This is a genomic window from Shewanella sp. 10N.286.51.B7 (assembly GCF_002873615.1).
Lineage (GTDB): Bacteria > Pseudomonadota > Gammaproteobacteria > Enterobacterales > Shewanellaceae > Shewanella > Shewanella electrodiphila.
This window is the reverse complement of the sequence record NZ_MCUF01000056.1, coordinates 1-19,059: the sequence shown is the minus strand read 5'-3', so window position 1 is coordinate 19,059 and position 19,059 is coordinate 1. Positions and strand designations below refer to the sequence as shown.

Below are 19,059 nucleotides of genomic sequence, written 5' to 3'. Positions count from 1 at the left end.
AGCATTAAATAATGCATAAAAGCTATTAATAGGAATTGGTTGTTTAATCTTAATTGATGCAATTTTTGTATCAGATTAATGCGCAGTTGTAATTAATTAATTGAATATTAAGTGATACGTTTTGATACATTTGCGTGTTTATATAAACCCTTTATTTACAGTGGCTTATGGTTTTGGTTTGAGGTTTTGTATCAATTTTAATTATTGTTGAACTAAGAAATTAATTCTGTTTTAATATTGATGTTTTATCACTTTTATTAAAATTTGAAATGTTTTTTTATAATGAGTAAGTTGACGTAATTGCTATTAATACTTCGGGTTTTCTGCTTTTTTTTATAATTGGGTATGTTAATGGAATTACGTCATTTAAAACATTTTCTTGTTGTTGCGGATTTAAAACATTTCCATAGAGCTGCACTCGAATTAAATTTGGCACAACCATCTTTGTCTAGAAGTATTCAAAAAATGGAAGATTTATTAGGAGCTAAATTATTAGAACGGACTTCACGCTCGGTGACATTAACCCCATTTGGCGAAGTAGTTGTTGAACATGGTAGCCGTATCGTACGAGATGTTGAGTATCTAAAAAGAGAAATCAAAGCGATTCAAGGATTAGAAACCGGGGAGTTAATGGTAGGGGCGAGCGCAATACCATTAAATAGCATTGTAGGCCCGAGTATTGGCCAATTTATCAATACATTCCCCAACGTCAATGTTGAATTAAAAGTAGGTAATTGGCTGAGCTTGTATCAAAAACTGTGTAAAGCTGAAGTGTCATTATTTATCGCTGAAACCAAAGCGACGGAACTGGATTTAAGAGATGACATTGAGGTGATTCCATTACCCAGTTTTCAAGCGGTATTTTGCTGCCGTGCAGGGCACCCTTTAACTGATAAACCTCAAGTTACACTTGATGATATTAAGCAGTATCCGATTGCGATTCCATCAGCCTTACCCAAACCGTTATTTGATCAATTTGGCGATCTATTTTCTAAGTATCGCGATGACTTTTCAGGATTAGTGAAATTTGAACAATTTCAGGCGATTAAGGAGTCGTTGACTGAATGTGACTTAGTGGCATTAGCGCCAGATATCTCCATCGTGCGAGAGGTAGAATCCCAGTCTTTAGTGGAGCTACCTGTGATGGATATTCCTGACATAAAAGCATCTTTTAGTATTGTTTATCTTAAAAATCGACGCTTAACGCCTGCGGCCAAAGCTTTTATCGACTTTATTAACCCTGAACCTTTAGCGATTTCAGTAAACTAATTAACGATTTCTTTCTGCTTTATTTTGCTCAGTAATAATCTGATTAATGGTGTTATATAGCCACTGAAAAAGCGGCTTGTTTCTGTGTCGATAATGATGGCAGAAATAGCTATTTAATTCGACAGGTTTACCATCGATATGTATCACCTTACTGGTGACTTTTTCTGTGCTTATACCATGATATTGTGTGCCGACAGCATGCATTAACTGGGTTTGTGCAACCACACTGAGCACTGAACTTGGATGAGGGTTACGATAAGCAATAGTTGGGCTTAAACCACGGCGTTTAAGATACTTTTCCACATAGGTTATATTCTCGTTCCAACCTGGCACATGTAACACCGCTAATGGGTACTGAGTAAAAGCCTGTTCATCGATAGTTTTATCTATCAACGGGTGTTGTTTGTTTAAATACACCCTTGCAAACAAACTCGGCAGTGTTTTTATGCTCATTTCTTTGGAGAAGTCTGGTTCCATCATCGTAATGGCAAAGTCTTGTTTACCTGACAATAAATCCTGCTCTGTTGCGCTATTCCATACCGATACGACTAATTCTACTTGCGGAGCAGTCTGATGCAGAGCGAGAAATAACTTATCGCTGATCAAACCTATGAGAGCAGGGTGAATCGTGACGCAGAGTTTACCGGTTAGTTTTTTGAACTCAAATTCGTCGACATGATTAATGATATCAGCCAACTCTTGCCACGTATTTGGCAGCCTTTGGGCTAAAAAGTGGGCTTTATCTGTTGCCGATAATCCGTGTCTAGTCTTAACAAAAATAGGATCGTTAAAGGCATCACGAAGTTTTTGTAGTGTTCGACTGACTGCTGGTTGACTCATGTGCAGTCTTTCAGCTGCTTTATGGGTGTTGAGCTCTTCGTACAAGATGAAAAAAACTTTGATTAAATTCAGATCGAGTGACTCAAATGGGGTTTTATTCATTGTGTTTGAAGGCAAGTAAGACAATGGGTATAGACAGTGTATTGCGGATTAGACGAAATGTCGAAATAGTGCTAATGAACATACCAATTAACGCTTGAATAACTATACAAAAAAGCCCCTAACAATCATCATTATTAAGGGCTTACTGAGTGTTGAATTATTTCATTAAACTTAGGTTAAGTTATTTCTCTAAACTGACTTTTCCGCTGATGGTGCTGGCATTAAAGCTACCATCACCTTGCTGAGTTTTAAATTGAATAGACTGACGTGATGAATACTTGGTTTTCATTGGTTTATCGTCAGTTAAACGATTTTCAATTCTTCCACCTGGACCACCATCAATCTCGAATGCTAAATTTGGCATATTGGTAAACTTAACTTCAATGTCACCGCTGACAGTATCGAATAATACTTTAGTAATGGCGTCACTCAGTTTAACTTCAATATCGCCACTAACAGTAACCACTTTAACTTTTTCCGCAGCAGTAAAACTGCCTTCAACGTCACCAGAAACTTGGTCAATGCTTAAGTCTGTGACTAAGTTATTTTCAGATTCTAACTCACCACTGACCAGGCGATATTTTACTTTACCTTGCACATCTTTGTCTTTGATATCTCCTGACACAGTTTCTAATTCAATTTTACCGTTAAGCTTTTCAGCTTTGATGTCGCCTGAAACAGTGTTTAAGCTGATTTTACCTTCAATATCTTCAACTTCCATACTGCCACTGACTAAAGATAATTGAACTTTACCAACTAGTTTTTCAACTTCGTAGTCAGCAGAAACCCCTTCGGCTTCCAGTGCTAAATTTGATGGAATACGAATAACTAAGTTTGAACCTTGATCATTGTTACCGCGGTAGCTGCTTGGTAGCTTATCCTCTATGATAATATCGCCGCCTTTTTTTTCAAAAACAAAGCCCTCTGATAGTTCATCAAGCTGACCCTTTACGCTAATAATATCCTTATCCCAACCAATAATTTCGACCTTGCCACGTTGTACTTTTAACTCAATATTAGGGTTGGCAGAAACGGTCATTTCACGCTCTATCTGTTCGACTGCTTGCGCCATCAGTGGAGTCATTAACAGACTGCAGCCGAATATCGTTCGACTGACTAGCTGGTTAAGGGTGATATTCATATTTGATTTCCTTGAGTTGATGGAGCTGTATTCATTGGTGTGCGTTGCTGTTGTTGTAACAATTCTATTTCGCGTTTCATAATCCAAAGCCATAAATCCCAAACTTGTTTATTGTTAGGGTCATTCTTTAAGGCTTGCTGAATCTCTTTTGAGGCAAGTTCTAGTTCTGAAAACCCTTTATTGAACGGGTTAGTTTGATTATCAAGCTGCATACCTACGGTGTATTTGTTGTCTTCAAATGAGGAAATTTGTTGCTGATGCGTCTGGGCAATTTGATCGACCAGTGCAATTAAATCTTCGGTGGACTGGTTTGATAATGCGTTATTGACCGTTAGGGTTTCAGTGGAGCTGATGTTTGGCGTCGACAGTTTCCAGCCTAATACCATCACAAATGCAAGGCTTGCGGCCATTGCAATCATTTTCCAATGTGAATCCCCTTTGACCATGCTGTTTTGTGTCCTATTGCTGTTGGTTTTAGCACTAATTTGGTCATCAATGTCTTGCCAAAGATCGGCCTTAGGACTGATTTCTTTGGGTAAACTGGCTATCAAATCGTCAAGGTTCTCTTGTTGTGGTTGGTTTTTTTTCATGACAGCATTTCCTGTAACATCTGTTTTGCTCTGTGGTACTGGGTTTTGCTCGTTCCCACTGCAATATTCAATATTTCTGCAATTTCCTGATGCTGATAACCTTCAATGGCGCTTAATACAAATACCACTCTGGTTCTTTCTGGTAACTTCATTATTAACTTGTCTAAACGGTGATATTCATAATGCCGACTTGCTTCTTGTTCGTTTTCATCGGTGATACTGCTATCAGGTAAAAAGCGGTGCCAAAAACGCTGTTTGGCTTTCATGCTGTTAATGGCTTGATGAACCGATAACTTATGCAACCAAGTGGTGAACTGACTTTGACCATTAAACTGTTCTAATTTTTGCCACAATCTAACAAAACAGTCCTGACAGATTTCATCGGCATGATCATGACTACCACTAAGGCGAAAACAAATGGCATACACTCGTCCCTGGTGACGCAAATATAACTGCTTAAATGCAGCTTTATTACCTGACCTGGCTAGATTCACTAATGTCTCGTCAGGCGTAAGCCCATCGATTTGATCGTGATTAGCCTGATTTTGATCTGTTTCAGCGTTTTTACTTGGCTGCTGAAACTGGCAATCAATGTCAGTAATGTTGTTGGAGTTCAGGGTCACCGTTTTATCCGTTTGGGTGCGAGTTACTAGATTAGACATTAGCAAGTTAGTAAAAGGTTTACTCGTATATAAAAAATAATATCTAGAAAACCAACTTTTGGTCGATAAAGATACAGTCAGTATCCTGAAAGCTAATACATTATTAGCTTATGCAGGCTATAAAAATTAGTTTGCTTAAAAGTTGTCTAATAGGTAATTAAGCATCTATATTTTTAATGTACCTTAAGGTTATTAGGGATTTATATGCTAATTCGTACCAAGTTAATATTGAGTGTTGTGGTGTCACTAGTCGCATTTGTCGCGATGTTTTTATTGCAACTCTATACCAGTGATGTGAAATCGACTTTGGCAGGCGCTGCCAACAATATTACTGAAATTGAGCGAGAAGTTTTACAACTTCGAGTGACGGAAAAAGACTTTTTTGCCCGGTTAGACAGTAAATATATTGATGAACATGACAATATTTATGTCGATATTAATAATACGATAGCTGCGCTTAATGAGGCATTAACCGATCGTGGTTTATCCACTCAAAGCTTATCGAGTTTTAACCAAAGTCTGGACACCTATAAAGTCATGTTTGCTGAGTTAGTGACTTTACAAACAGAAATAGGCTTAACACCGAAGACAGGTTTATATGGGGATTTACGCAAGTCAGTTCATAATGTTGAAACCATTTTAAAAGAGCAAGGACAAGCGGAGTTATCAGTCACCATGTTACAGCTGCGCCGTAACGAGAAAGACTTTATGTTACGCCGGACCCAAAGCTACCTAGATAAATTCGAAAAGAATTTAGATTTATTCCAATCCCAACTTCAGTCTTCATCTCTCAATTCATCAACCAAGAATCAACTATCAGGATTGGCTGATGCTTATCAAAAAAGTTTTATCTTATTAACTGATAAAGAAAAGCTATTTGGTTTAACCGCTTATGATGGTGACATGCTGAAACTAAGAGAAGCCATTAAAAGGACGGATACCGATCTTATTCATCTGCATGAGCAAACTAATGCTCAAATTGCAGGAGCTGAAACTAATGCGCTGATTTTAGGGGTAAGCATTTTTGTGCTTATCTCCGTGATCTTATCTATTTCTGCTTATCTTATTTTACGCAGTATTGTGGTGCCGATTAATGATATCAATCGGGTGATCTCAGAAGTTGAAAAGAATAAAGATTTAACGCTTCGTTGTGATGAAAGCAAAAACGATGAACTTGCAAGAATTGCAAAACACTTTAATGCCATGGTGCTCAGTTTTCAGCAATTGATTGAGCAAGTGAACGAATCAGTAGATGCGATGAATATCTCCTGCGAAGAGCTGACTCAAAATGCAGTTACGGCATCTGAAGGCGTTTCAAAACAATTAAGTGAAACGGACATGGTTGCAACAGCCATTACTGAAATGGGGGCGACCATTGATGAGATTGCCAGTAATACTGAGCAAGCAGCACTTAAAGCCAATGAAACCAATGACAATGCTCAACAAGGTTTAGTCAGTGTTGAACAGACAATTGAGAAAATACAAAGCTTAGCAAGTCAGCTGAGTGATTCATCAAACGTCGTCGCAGACTTAGAAAGTGACAGCGAAACCATAGGCAGCGTGTTAGATGTTATTAGAGGTATTGCAGAACAAACTAATTTACTGGCATTAAATGCTGCGATTGAGGCTGCTAGAGCCGGTGAGCAAGGCAGAGGATTCGCGGTAGTGGCAGATGAGGTCAGAAACCTTGCCATGCGCACCCAAGAGTCCACCGAAGAAATTTCGAAAATTATTTCAACTTTGCAAAGCCGTACTCATTCGATTGTGCAGTTAATGGATGCCAGTCAACAGCAAGGTTCAGAAAGCGTCGAGCAAGCTGGTGGAGCAGGGGACTTACTCAACTCAATCACCCAAGATGTGCAAACTATATCAGACATGAGTACCCAAATTGCGACCGCCATTGAAGAGCAAAGTATGGTGGCTGCAGAAGTCGGTAAAAATGTAGTGGTGATCCGTGATATTGCAGATGAAACTGCCAATGCAACTGAAGAGAATGCGGCAGCAACACAAGATGTTAGACAGCGAGCAGAGTCATTACATGAAGCGGTGAGCTTATTTAAAGTGAGTTAAATCTAATAGCCATTTATTAGGCTCTAATATGCAATGGGCTTATGTAAATGGCTTATGCAATGGGCTTATGTAATTGGCTTTAAAATCAGTATTAACTATTTACAGGAATAGTCCACATTATTGAGTTCCAATCAGTGAAGTGTTTTTGTATAAGGTTTATATTAAATTCAAGTGGATATTAAATAAAAAGAATAATTGGGATAGCGATGTTTGTTTTAAGAAAGAGTCATACACAACTACAACAAGAAAATGATGCGTTAAAAGAGAAAATTAATCAGTTATCTAATGAAAATGCTCAATTAGCTGATAACAATGCGCATCTAAATGAACAATTCAATGCTATGCAAGAAAATTCAGATACAAAATTTAGAGGAATGCTCCTAGATTGTGCGATTCAATCCTTAGGGCATATTGAAGGAGTTAGAGGCACTGTCCTTCAAGCTCATATTGATATTAATAATGAGAAAGAAGCGAGTGAACAAATTAACGACTCGCTAGATGCTTCAAATCAATCACTTGAAAGCATGGTTGAGGGCATAGAGACAGTCACTCAAAAAATGACTGGCTTAACGACTAATATATCTGGTTTATCTTCAATGGCAGATAACATCAATTCGTTTGTTGCGACTATTTCAAAAATTTCTGACCAAACTAATTTGTTAGCTTTGAATGCTGCAATTGAGGCCGCTCGTGCTGGAGATGCTGGTCGAGGTTTTAGTGTCGTTGCTGATGAGGTGAGGGCCTTAGCAAGCAATACCAATGGTTCTGCTAAAGAAGTTGCTGAGTTAGTGCAACAAATTATTCAATCGACCAATGAAACTGTTTTTTCAGTTGAAGATATTCAAGGTAGTAATGCAGAGTTAGCGGGTGGGATGTCATCTCTTAATGAGGATTATGATTCTATTATTTCATTCTGCACTTCTATGAAAGATGCAATTGGTCATGCTTCATTACGTACCTTTATTCAAACAGTAAAGTTGGATCATATTGTATGGAAAGGCGATGTTTATGCTGTCGCTTCTGGAGCGAGTCAAAAAGAGATTGGAACATTTTCAGATCATACTATGTGTCGATTAGGTAAATGGTACCAAACAACTGGCAAGGAAAGTTATGCTAATTTATCTGCCTTTAAAAGGCTAGATGAGCCTCATAAACTTGTGCACCGTAATGGAGTCGAAGCACTTTCTTTAATTAATGCTGGCGAGAAAGAAAATGCATTGAAATACCTAGAAGCGATGGAGTTAGCCAGTGAGAAAGTGATGGCTTGTTTAGATGAGATTGCACAAAGCAGCTAAGGTAATTAGCAGACATTAATTTAATTGTAATAAATTCAAGCCAACAAAAAGCCCAATCACTGATTGGGCTTTTTAGTGTTCAATGAACCATTTATTCAAACTGTTTGGTTTCAGACTGCTTATGCTGGCAAAATAGTGTTTACACCATCTGGTGAGCCAACCAATAATACGTCTGCACCGCGATTAGCGAATAAGCCGTTAGTGACAACACCAACAATGGCGTTAAGCTGAGTTTCGAGTGCTTTAGGGTCAAGAATTTTATAGTTGTACATATCTAAAATAACGTTACCGTTATCCGTTACAACACCTTCACGGTAAACAGGATCGCCGCCAAGTTTAACTAATTCACGCGCCACATATGAACGTGCCATCGGAATAACTTCGATTGGTAGTGGGAATTCACCTAACACATCAACTTGCTTAGTATTATCTACAATACAGACGAATTTCTTTGCTACTGCAGCAACAATTTTTTCGCGTGTTAATGCAGCGCCGCCGCCTTTGATCATATCCATGTGAGCATTGATTTCATCAGCACCATCGACATAAACAGATAAATCAGCAACGCTATTCATATCAAATACTTCAATACCTAATTGCTTCAATTTTTCTGTTGAAGCTTCAGAGCTAGAAACTGCCCCTTGAATGTCGTGCTTCATTGTCGCTAACGCATCAATAAAGTGATTTACCGTTGAACCAGTTCCTACACCAACAATACTGTTTTCTTCGACGTATTTTAGTGCAGCCCAGCCGGCAGCTTTTTTCATTTCATCTTGGGTCATATCAACATCCTAAGGTGGCTATTTAGCTATGGTAAGTATTAATGTGGGCAAGAGTATAGCAAATGCTTGCCTGTTCAAGATATGACAAGGATTTAATTAATTGCATCAATGGTCTCAGAAGTTGACACAGAATAAAATTCTGCTTGTTTAAAGGCATTAAGCACTCGAAAATTTATGTCGCTAGCAAATTTACGCTCTAATCGAATATCCATCACATAGGCTTTTACCGTTAAGGTAATCAGATGCTCACCATATTGATAATCAGTGGCAATATTGACCGTAATGGGCTTATCTAAAAAAGTGTAAGGCGAACATTGAGTGGCTTCTTTTGCCAGTTGAATCGCGTGCAGATGATCAACGTTAATGGGTAGCTTAAATGTCACCACTACCATTTCATCTAATGCGCCACTGTTAGCATTCGACACCGCCGTTTTTAATGCCTCAGCGTTGGGCACCATGACAGTATTGTCATCAAAAGTGCGTAGCCAAGTGACACTCCAATCAAGTTGAATCACCTCACCATAATGACCTGAAAGCGTGACCATATCACCCACTCGATAAGGCGGGGTGATCATAATAATCAGTCCAGCAATCATATTTTTAGCGGGCTCTTGTGTCGCTAAACCTAATACAATCCCGATGGAACCAATAACGGCTAATATCAAATTCTCGTGAGGGTCGATGATTTCAGTGATGGTGTAAATCATCACGGTAGCCCAAACAAATAAGCGCGCAAAAGGGTATAAACGACTCCAGAGTAAACGGTATTTTGGCAGTTTGATGGTGAGCTGTTTCAACACAAATTGCACGATAACCATAAGCAGCCAAGCAAATAAACATACGGTGGCAAAAGCTAATAATTTATCAAAAGAAATAATGTCGAGTATGGCTTGTAGTGCTTTACGTGAATCATCCATGCTTATTGCTCCTACAAGTAAAGTTTATTGTGATTAACTAAATGACTGGCGATAAGCCGGGTTAATGTTGGGGGAATGACGTAGTAATGCTGAGCAAAGTCCAGCTTTGAGTAATGAGGTTTAAGTAAGCCCTGGCGTGAAAGGTATTCTAATTTTAATGAGCTTTGTTCTATGCTGGTGGCAAAAATTTCAGCATGCTGAAATATGCGTAAGCCGCCATGAACATAGATCTCAGCCAAGCTAAATAAATCTTCATCAGTACATTGTTTAAGTGTTGCTAAGTCCGGTGTGCATATTGGTTTTATACTTAAAGGGTGGTTAGGGTCTTCGGTTAACGCATTAAATAGTAAAACACAGGCGAGCTTGCTGTGACCGCCACTGACTTGGTGCAATTGCTTTGTTAGCTGTTCAAATGCGGCTTTCTCTGTTTCTTCATTGCCATCACTTGTTAAAGTCAGGCTAATATTAGCGGTTTTAGCTTGGATGACATCTCGAAACTCTAATAAAGAAAAGTATTCTAATCTAACGATAATTTTGACGAAGTTTGTGATGGAGTATTGTGACGATAAGCGATGCCATACATAGGTTTCACAGCCTAGGATCCAGCAATGCTGTTGGCGTGTTTCCATGATAACTGTCGCGAAGGTCACTAAAGCTTGATAGTTGCCCATCATTCTCAGCATCAGTTTATGTAAGTCATCAATGATAATGATGTGTGAGTCTTGTTGATTAATAAGTGCAATTGCTTCAGTGATGGATTTGGGCTCATCGGTAATATTGAAGCAATAACACAAGTTAGCGATGGCTTCTTTGGTCGTGAGTGCTGCGTGGTAAAAGCTGACGTAAGTGACTGGCACTTGTTGATGATATTGATGATGAAATTGATTCAGAAAAGAGCTAACGCCAGAACCAAACGGGCCTATCACCGCAGTTAACTCGCCTTTATTTTTTTGCCAACGAGAGATCGCATCACTGACCTTTTTCTGCTGAACATCTCGGCCAATAAACTGACTATTTTCCGCTTGGAGAGGCGTTTCAATTTGCTGCTGATTTGACTGCTGATTTGACTGCTGAATTAGCTGAACATCTTGAGTATCAAGGGTGACTGACTCAGCAAATTTATTTGCTAAAGGCTGTAAGTCAGTTCTTATTGGATGATAAAGCAGACACTTTTCTACTTCAGAAAGTATGGTTGTGTCACGGGGATAAAGTTGGCTTATTTCCTTAAGCGAAAGTTTGCCTTCAATGCTGTCGCCATCATGACTGCTAGTCGATTGTCCTGATATTAGGTTTTTTATTGATTGCCATGCTTTTGAAACGCGTGGGAGTTGAACATCCATTTAATCGCTACCTTCATTGTCGACACATGCAAGCTCTTGGCTTAATTCCATTGATTTTACTTAGCTAAAGTTAACTTTAGCATACTTAATTGAACGAACACTTATTCAATAGCTTGAATAATAAATTGGGATTTCGGCTCAACCTAAAGGCTAAAAAATCGGAAATTGACAGTACATGAAGGTGAAACTGTAAAAATGTCTAATCTAAAAGTGTCATTTTAAAGCTGAAATAACATCAACGGTGATGGTTTTTCGCTCTTTGGGGGGTGATCTATCTCGGTTGTAACCGGTATTTTGAATGCACTGTTTAGCTGTAAACTAATTAAGTGATAACCTATCTTATTTGTAATAATAAACAGTGATTTAGGTCGCATTTTTATCATCAAAATACACGATAGACCCAATCGAATTTTGTCGTTTTAACTCATAAAAAGTGGCGTATATGATGGCTTCAAATAAACCACATACTCTATAAGGTTATTAGTTATGACGAAGCTAACCTCAGTTGCAATTTTGATGGCATCAATTTTTTCAATCTCTACCTCACAGGCCAGTGAGCCAATCGAAGTGATCAAGCCTGCTGTGATCACCGAACCTGAAAAAGTTGAACTAGGCAAAATGCTATTTTTTGAACCACGTTTGTCAATGTCTGGGTTTATCTCTTGTAACTCTTGTCATAATCTATCTTTAGGTGGTGTTGATGCCCTGCCAACCTCGATTGGCCATGAGTGGCAAGAAGGTCCAATTAACTCACCTACAGTATTAAACGCTGAGTACATGCTAGCGCAATTTTGGGACGGTCGAGCGGCTGATTTAAAAGAGCAAGCTGCAGGCCCTATCGATAATCCAAAAGAAATGGGTTACACCCATGAATTGGCAGTCGGAACTATTGCTTCAATGCCTGGATATGTAGAACGCTTTAAAGCAATCTACGGTTCAGATGAAGTGAATATCGACAGAATTACCGATGCAATTGCCGTATTTGAAAAAACCTTAGTAACCCCAAATAGCCCGTTTGATCAGTATTTAGAAGGCGATAAAAAAGCGATTACTGCTGATGCGAAAGCGGGTTATCAATTGTTTAAAGATAAAGGTTGTGTAGCCTGTCATAGCGGCCCTGCTGTTGGTGGCACCATGTACATGAAAATGGGCCTAGTTAAGCCGTTTCATACTGACAACCCTGCGGTAGGGCGTAAAGGCGTAACGGGTAAAGATGCGGATAAATTCGTCTTTAAAGTACCAACCTTACGTAATATCGAACTAACTTATCCCTACTTCCACGATGGTAGCGTTTGGACATTAGAAGAAGCCGTTAACACTATGGCAGACATTCAGCTAGGTCAGACTATGACCGAAGTTGAAACCAAGCAAATGGTAGACTTCTTGAAGAGCTTAACCGGTGACCAACCACAAATTATGTTACCAATTTTGCCACCTTCGAATGAGAACACACCACGTCCGGTGCCATTTAAGAAGTAACTAGCAGCCCTATATTTAGCGGAAAAAGCCTACTCAATTTTTTGAGTAGGCTTTTTTATGTTTAATAATCAATAAATAGGACCTAAAAGTACCTACTACTCCAAATTGTGCCTGCTTTTTATTCATCACCAATAAGCCTATGATAACGGCATAGATTGAGTGGAGAAAAAGAATATGAATACCGCTAACAATACCAGCAAGACTGATTCACTGAATATGGATTTTAGCCAACGAATTGTTATTAATACTCATATGCTTGAGTGGGATAAAAGCCCTGCCAAAGGTGTATGGCGTAAACGTTTAGCCAGAGAAGAAGCGGAACGTGGCCATGCGACCAGTATTGTTAAGTATGATGCCGGTGCAAGCTTTGCGTCACATCCGCATCCTTTAGGTGAAGAGATTTTAGTTTTATCAGGAGTCTTTTCTGATGAAACTGGAGATTATCCAGCGGGCACCTATATCCGTAACCCTGAAGGTTTCAGCCACGCACCATTTAGTGAGCAAGGCTGCGAGTTACTGGTTAAGTTACATCAGTTTCAAACCACTGACATTGAACAAGTTAGGGTAGATACTCATCATACTGATTGGCTTCCAGGCCAAGGGGACCTGCAAGTGATGCTGCTGCATCAGCATTTAACCGAGTCGACAGCATTAGTGTTTTGGCCTGCTGGCTGTCAATTTCAGCCTCATCGTCATTTTGGCGGCGAAGAGATATACGTTATCAGTGGCGAATTTATTGATGAGTTAGGTCGATATCCAGCAGGCACTTGGATCCGCAGTCCACACTTAAGTCAGCACAACCCCTTTGTAGAACAAGATACGGTGATTCTGGTTAAGGTTGGCCATTTGATGATAGATGAATAGCGGCCTTGATATGGTTTTTATTAAATCAATCTTGTCGTTTGCGTGCTAATAAGAAATTGTTTCAATTGATCTTATTTTACAGGGCATTTATGGTGTTATCGCTACAATGGACAGATGACTGCAGCTATAGAATTAGGCAAGAATATCACCCAATTGATATCAACATAAACTAGGACAGCACTTAATGACTCAATCAACACTAGCAAACTTCATCAAGGCTATCGATAGCCCACAGAACATTCTATTTGAAGATACTATGGCGATTATTGAGGCGCATTATGTGTTTACGCCATGTGCGTTTACTAATGGTCAACAGAGCAATGCTGAAGGAGAAAATGCCGGCTCTTGTAAGGTGTTTGCTTTTGGGATGTTGCATCAGCTAAATGAGCAACAAACCTTGAGTTTATTTGGTCAGCATTATCGAGATGTCGTGGCCACTCCACAAGGGAATGACCACCAAAATATCCGTCAATTTATGCTTAATGGCTGGGATGGTGTTAAATTTTCAAGCGATGCATTAGCGTTGAAAGGCGCATAATCACCGCTAATTCGACTTTTAGAAGCCTTCAACTCCCGCCATATCTGGTAATTGATGAGCAATGCCTTTATGGCAATCAATACAGGTTTGTGCGCCGCTTTCTAAGTAGGTTGAGTGCATATCAGCTGCGCGGGTTGATTGGCGAGTGAAGTCCATATAGTCGAACTCATGGCAATTTCGGCACTCTAAAGAGTTGTTGGCTTTAAGGCGTCGCCATTCGTGCTCGGCTAATTGGCGGCGTTTAGCTTCAAACTTTTCAGGCGTATTTATCGAACCCACTAAATGCGCCCAAATCTCTTTTGAAGCTTGCATTTTTCGCGCTATTTTATCGGTCCATTTATGGGGCACATGACAATCGTGACAGGTGGCTCGTACACCGCTACGGTTGGTAAAATGAATCGTTGGTTTCATTTCTTCATAGACATTTTGATGGCAACTGCTACAAAACTCCTCGGTACTCGACATTTCTAATGCAGTATTAAATGCACCCCAAAAAATGATCCCAGCAATAAAGCCGCCTATTACCAGAAAGCCTAAGCTGTAATGGACACTCGGCTTTTTCATCACTTGCCAAACAGTATTCAGTAACGCGATTAATTTTTTCATATTTCACTCATAAATGAATAGAAAAGGAGTTGTAATTGACTCTTTAAACGACTCTTTACACGATTAGGTAATGGATGACAGCTGGCCGCAGTAATATAAAAAATAAACCCGACTCAATCAGTATAAGCGGTGTCAGATTATCTGCGCTGTTTGTTGGATAAACATATAGTACGGATGCTAAAAGAAGCTAACTTAAAGGCGTTGGCGAACATACTGTCATCAGTGTAATAGTGTTTTTAGTGATAAATGGATCATTTTTAATGACATTAGAAAGAGGAGGGAACAAGCAAACAAGCAAGGGAAACCTCCCTTGCTATGTATTTTTATTTTGGTTAAATCGCTAATGCAGAAAGTTTAATCTGGTACAAGTTACCTTTGCCATTTTCAATACGGGTAAAGAACAAATACTCGCCGTTAGGTGAGATAATTGGAGTGAACTCATGGTCTGCTGTATTCACTTTACTGCCTAGACTTTTTGCTACTGTCCATTCGCCATCGATTAACTTAGACAGATATAAATCGCCTTTTCCGAGGCTATCATCGCGATCCTTGATACTAAAAACGATCGTCTTGCCGTCTCGAGACACCGCCGAATCACCAATGTTACCTTTCATACCATAAATATGGCTTGGCAATGGTCTTGGAGTGTCAAAGCCATCTCCTTTAGGCTGAGCAACATACATATGGCGACCGTTGTCCCTAAATGAAGGAAAGTATAACTCGCCTTTGTCAGTGAGTGACGGGTATAAGTCTGCTGCGGCAGAGTTAACATCAGTTAAGTATTCAGGTGTTTGCCATTGGCCTTCAGCCCAAGTCGTTCGCCACAAATTGACCTCAGGTGCTTCATCCTCACCCTCTGAAATGGGTCTTTTAGAGACAAAATATAGCTGAGAGTAATCGGCACTGTAATAAGGATCTGCATCGAGGTAATCACCAGAAATAGATAAGGCTGACGGTGCTTGCCACTGGCCATTGCTAAAGTCTGATTGCATCATAGTGCAGTGACTAAAATCGTCAGCACAACGGGCAAAAATGACCTTATCTCCTGCTTTGTTAAACACAGTATTAATTTCAAAATGATCGGCTGTAGAAATAATCCCAGGAGCGAATTCAACAGTTTTGTTGGCCGCTCCAGGGTTATGGTAAGCAGGAGTCGATGCAAAAGTGTGGAGTGACATCATGCATAAGCTGATTGTTATTATGGTTTTTTTCATGAAATGCCTATTGGTGATTTCTTTTGCTTTAGTAAAGCAGGTTTGATGAATTTGAACGGAGGATACAAGGGTTTGTTTTATAAATCCACACTTATGTGAACTCAGATTCGCTTTTAGTGAAAGCGAAAACCTCGGTGTTTTATGTTGCTGACCCTTTAAGTTGGAAATTAGATCTAGATAGAAAATTGTACAGTGGATACTTAATAACTGGGGAGGATAATTCTAGAGGTTGGGATGTTAACAGTGGCTTGGTCTACATCATTAAAATAACGTTTATGAGAAAAGTTCGCATAAACGTTATCTAACAATTTGCTTATTTTGGATCTCTTAGATGAGTTTTTCGATGAGAAAACTGCTGGTTTAGCTGACTAACATCCGCTTTGGTAGGATCTAGCACTTGAGTTTTTCCGTCTTCAGTGACTTGATACTTGTCGACAGTTTTGTTGACAAAATCGACGACAAATACTGGGCCAGACACTTGATTGTTAATTGAAGATAGTCGTTGCTCTGGGCTGCAATCATTACATTCGATGATCATAGCAGACGCATTAGCAGCCATTAAAACTGACGCTGCTAGGATTGATACTTTGTAAGATAACGATTTCATAAAAACTCCTGTAATTCATTTCTCTAAACTGCATTAGTAGAAAGGTGATCTTCGTCACACTTTTATCTTATTGAATAATAAATGAACTGTCTAGTGCAGATAATTATCTTTGGAGTTTTAAGATTAGAATCCTAATCCCTTGAAACGAATAATGTATATGTTTGTGTAGGGGTAAACGAGTAGTAATTCAGGAAGGCAATGAACCTCATGTATTCGATTCCAGCCTATTGGCATTGAGTGACCTTATACTTCATGACCCCTTAAAAATTGAGGTATTAAATTAGTGCTTATTACTATGTAGCACTTACAGTGACAATTAATTCATGGACTAGCTTTGACGATTAAAATGATATATTGTAACATCCCGCTTCAAGTCAACCCCTCACAGAGAAAAGCACGTGAAAAAACAGCTTTTATGTTCACTAATTGTCATTTCTAATGGCGCGATAGCACAGGATAATATTAACCAAACGTCAGAAATGAATGATGATATTGAACGTATTGAGGTGAGAAGACACTGGCAACCATATCGCGGTAATGTGCCATTGATTGATACACCACAAGCTGTCGATAGAATTAATGCTGACACGATAAAAAACGAGGGTATTACTCGTTTTATGGATGCCTTAGATTTTTCTCCAAGTATCGTAAGACAAAACAATTCTGGTGGCATGTTTGATAGCTTTGCTATTCGCGGTTTTTCTGGGGATGAAAACAATCCAACAGGTTACTTAGTGAATGGTTTTAATTCACGGGGTTATAACGGTAATAGAAACACCGCTAATATTGAAACCATTGAAGTAATGAAAGGACCAGGCTCGGCATTGTACGGTCAAGGTGAGCCAGGTGGTACCGTCAATATCGTTACTAAAAAGCCTCAGTTTGAAGAACAAGGCTATATTCAAGGGACTTTAGGTAACTACGATACTAAGCAAGTTGAGTTTGACCACACTAAAGGCATTAGTGATGATGTCGCTTACCGTATCAATGGTTTTTATGAAGATTCAGATACCTATCGCGATCATGTTGATGTTCAAAGCTTAAACTTAAGTCCGTCTCTTTTGTGGAATATTTCAGATGCCACTAGCTTAAGCTATGAAATGGAAATTCTCGATCAACGTAAGCCGTTAGAACGTGGTGTATACGTTTTAGATAATGACTTTGATGCTGTTGATACTTCGGCTTTTTATGGTGACACCAGAGATGGCGACCATACCGTTAAGGCACTAGGTCACCAATTATTATTAAATCATCAGCTTAATAATAATTGGCACTTATTAACCGGCTTAGCTTATCGAGATTCATCGTTTAAAGGACAGTCTTCAGATGCAGAGCTTTCTGACGGTCGCCAGTTGATTTATACCGATCCAAATACGCTATCAAGACAACGAAGAGAGCGTGACTATCAAGCGCAAGATTTGTCAGCGCGCTTCGAGATCAGTGGTGACGTAGAATTAGGAGGGTTTAAGAATAACCTTTTAGTTGGATTAGATTATTATAACTTCCAGTTAGACACTGATTACCGAGTATGGCGCACGGCTTGGGGCTCAGGTGACGATACTTATTCGATTGACCCGAACAACCCTGATTACACTATGTTTCAACCTGAAACATCACCAACGACACTGACATCAGAAGAGCAAACAGGTGTTGGTTTTTATGCGCAAGATTTGATTGAGTTAACCGATAAAGCAAAATTATTGTTGGGCTTCAGGGTTGATCGATTTAATCAGCAAATTTTGAACAAACTGGATAACGAAGAACACGAACAAGACCAAACTGAAGTGTCTTCGCGTTTTGGGTTTGTTTATGAATTAGGTGACAATATCAATGTGTACACCAGCTATGCAGAAGGGTTCAGACCGAACTCTGGTCTAGATTCAGACAGAAATGCCTTTGAACCTGAACAAACTAAGTCGTTTGAAGTGGGCCTTAAGTGGCAAAATGTCGCCGATAGATTTTCAGGTAGCCTCGCACTTTATGACGCAAGCAAAACCAATATGCTAACAGCGGAGCCTGATACTGGTTTATCTGCCACATTAGGTGAAGTAGAAAGTCAGGGCGTTGAATTTCAGCTGAGCACATTACTGACCGATGATACAAGTCTTGAACTCGCTTATGCTTATACGGATGCAAGAACTGCGAAAGACTTGATTGATAACGACTGGGGTGTGCCAATTCCTAAAGGCTCACGCTTAATCAACGTTGCAGAGCATGTCGGTCATGTTGCATTAAGACATTACACTGACATTATGGGTAAAGAAGCTTACTTTGGCGCCACGGTAAATTACGTTGGTGACCGTTTAGGTGAGACAACCGACCCTGACTATATTCTACCTGCATACACCTTAGTTAACTTATCTGCGGCGGTAGATTTAACCAGCAGATTTAGTCTGATGATTGATGTAAATAACTTATTTAATCAGCAGTATTTTGAAAGCTCGTACCATAAGTTATGGACTATGCCGGGTGAGCCGATTAATTTCACCGCGAGTGTTAAGTATCAGTTTTAATCGCTGCTTAGACTTGCTACTGCGTTGTTGAACTTCGGCAGTAGTCTTCATTGACAACAGTTAACATTAAAAAGCGACCCTAGGTCGCTTTTTTGTTGTCTTTAAAACGGACGGGGATATGTCATCATGACATTATTCATTCAATGTTATATCTAATTCCCTCCTACCTCTCAGCTAATTCTTTTCTCACTTTTCATCACACTATCATTAATGTATTGATGTATTGATGT

At 39.3% G+C, this 19,059-nt stretch carries 17 protein-coding genes; 7 read left to right on the top strand and 10 right to left on the bottom strand.

The window, feature by feature from the left end:
• Positions 1-351: 351 nt before the first annotated feature.
• Positions 352-1,269 carry a LysR family transcriptional regulator gene (locus BCU84_RS15170; protein WP_102528914.1) on the top strand — a complete coding sequence of 306 codons (918 nt, stop codon included), beginning with the start codon at positions 352-354 and terminating at the stop codon, positions 1,267-1,269.
• Here the strand turns inward: BCU84_RS15170 and BCU84_RS15165 are convergent, their stop codons facing one another.
• The 4 genes from BCU84_RS15165 to BCU84_RS15150 form a co-directional block, all read right to left on the bottom strand.
• Complete coding sequence (locus tag BCU84_RS15165) at positions 1,270-2,211, bottom strand: LysR family transcriptional regulator (RefSeq protein WP_102528913.1); 942 nt, start codon at positions 2,209-2,211, stop codon at positions 1,270-1,272.
• A gap of 181 nt (positions 2,212-2,392) precedes the next feature.
• Positions 2,393-3,352, bottom strand: coding sequence for a DUF4097 family beta strand repeat-containing protein (locus tag BCU84_RS15160; RefSeq protein WP_241906452.1), 960 nt, complete (start codon positions 3,350-3,352; stop codon positions 2,393-2,395).
• Positions 3,349-3,942 carry a hypothetical protein gene (locus BCU84_RS15155; RefSeq protein ID WP_102528912.1) on the bottom strand — a complete coding sequence of 198 codons (594 nt, stop codon included), beginning with the start codon at positions 3,940-3,942 and terminating at the stop codon, positions 3,349-3,351. The genes BCU84_RS15160 and BCU84_RS15155 overlap by 4 nt, the downstream gene beginning before the upstream one ends.
• On the bottom strand, positions 3,939-4,466 hold the full coding sequence (locus BCU84_RS15150; protein WP_229369494.1) for an RNA polymerase sigma factor: 528 nt from the start codon (positions 4,464-4,466) through the stop codon (positions 3,939-3,941). Before BCU84_RS15150 ends, BCU84_RS15155 begins: the two co-directional genes overlap by 4 nt.
• A 342-nt stretch (positions 4,467-4,808) precedes the next feature.
• Here BCU84_RS15150 and BCU84_RS15145 point away from each other — a divergent pair, with 342 nt between their 5' ends.
• Positions 4,809-6,674: a methyl-accepting chemotaxis protein gene (locus tag BCU84_RS15145; RefSeq protein ID WP_102528910.1), complete on the top strand. Its 1,866-nt coding sequence runs from the start codon at positions 4,809-4,811 to the stop codon at positions 6,672-6,674.
• A gap of 206 nt (positions 6,675-6,880) precedes the next feature.
• Entirely contained in the window at positions 6,881-7,969 is a 1,089-nt protein-coding gene (locus BCU84_RS15140) for a methyl-accepting chemotaxis protein (RefSeq protein ID WP_102528909.1), read from the top strand.
• A 119-nt stretch (positions 7,970-8,088) separates the two neighbouring features.
• On the opposite strand, the gene rpiA is transcribed toward BCU84_RS15140, so the two are convergent.
• The 3 genes from rpiA to BCU84_RS15125 form a co-directional block, all read right to left on the bottom strand.
• Entirely contained in the window at positions 8,089-8,751 is a 663-nt protein-coding gene (gene rpiA / locus BCU84_RS15135) for a ribose-5-phosphate isomerase RpiA (protein ID WP_102528908.1), read from the bottom strand.
• 92 nt (positions 8,752-8,843) lie between these two features.
• Positions 8,844-9,668 carry a mechanosensitive ion channel domain-containing protein gene (locus BCU84_RS15130; protein ID WP_102528907.1) on the bottom strand — a complete coding sequence of 275 codons (825 nt, stop codon included), beginning with the start codon at positions 9,666-9,668 and terminating at the stop codon, positions 8,844-8,846.
• 11 nt (positions 9,669-9,679) lie between these two features.
• Complete coding sequence (locus tag BCU84_RS15125) at positions 9,680-11,008, bottom strand: ATP-binding protein (protein WP_102528906.1); 1,329 nt, start codon at positions 11,006-11,008, stop codon at positions 9,680-9,682.
• 486 nt (positions 11,009-11,494) lie between these two features.
• Here BCU84_RS15125 and BCU84_RS15120 point away from each other — a divergent pair, with 486 nt between their 5' ends.
• The 3 genes from BCU84_RS15120 to BCU84_RS15110 all read left to right on the top strand — a co-directional run bounded on the left by BCU84_RS15120 (position 11,495) and on the right by BCU84_RS15110 (position 13,889).
• Positions 11,495-12,487, top strand: a complete 993-nt coding sequence (locus BCU84_RS15120; RefSeq protein ID WP_102528905.1) for a cytochrome-c peroxidase — start codon at positions 11,495-11,497, stop codon at positions 12,485-12,487.
• Positions 12,488-12,661: 174 nt separating this feature from the next.
• Positions 12,662-13,351, top strand: coding sequence for a cupin domain-containing protein (locus BCU84_RS15115; RefSeq protein WP_241906451.1), 690 nt, complete (start codon positions 12,662-12,664; stop codon positions 13,349-13,351).
• Positions 13,352-13,535: 184 nt separating this feature from the next.
• Positions 13,536-13,889 (top strand): HopJ type III effector protein, encoded by a 354-nt coding sequence (locus BCU84_RS15110; protein ID WP_102528904.1) that lies wholly within the window; start codon positions 13,536-13,538, stop codon positions 13,887-13,889.
• A gap of 18 nt (positions 13,890-13,907) precedes the next feature.
• Here BCU84_RS15110 and BCU84_RS15105 read toward each other — a convergent pair whose 3' ends face one another.
• The 3 genes from BCU84_RS15105 to BCU84_RS15095 form a co-directional block, all read right to left on the bottom strand.
• On the bottom strand, positions 13,908-14,495 hold the full coding sequence (locus BCU84_RS15105; RefSeq protein ID WP_102528903.1) for a NapC/NirT family cytochrome c: 588 nt from the start codon (positions 14,493-14,495) through the stop codon (positions 13,908-13,910).
• A gap of 332 nt (positions 14,496-14,827) precedes the next feature.
• On the bottom strand, positions 14,828-15,709 hold the full coding sequence (locus tag BCU84_RS15100; protein WP_102528902.1) for a PD40 domain-containing protein: 882 nt from the start codon (positions 15,707-15,709) through the stop codon (positions 14,828-14,830).
• Positions 15,710-16,022: 313 nt separating this feature from the next.
• Entirely contained in the window at positions 16,023-16,316 is a 294-nt protein-coding gene (locus BCU84_RS15095) for a hypothetical protein (protein ID WP_102528901.1), read from the bottom strand.
• A gap of 398 nt (positions 16,317-16,714) precedes the next feature.
• On the opposite strand from BCU84_RS15095, the gene BCU84_RS15090 reads away from it, so the two are divergent.
• A complete protein-coding gene (locus BCU84_RS15090) occupies positions 16,715-18,829 on the top strand; it encodes a TonB-dependent siderophore receptor (protein ID WP_102528900.1) in 2,115 nt (704 codons plus the stop codon).
• Positions 18,830-19,059 lie beyond the last annotated feature (230 nt).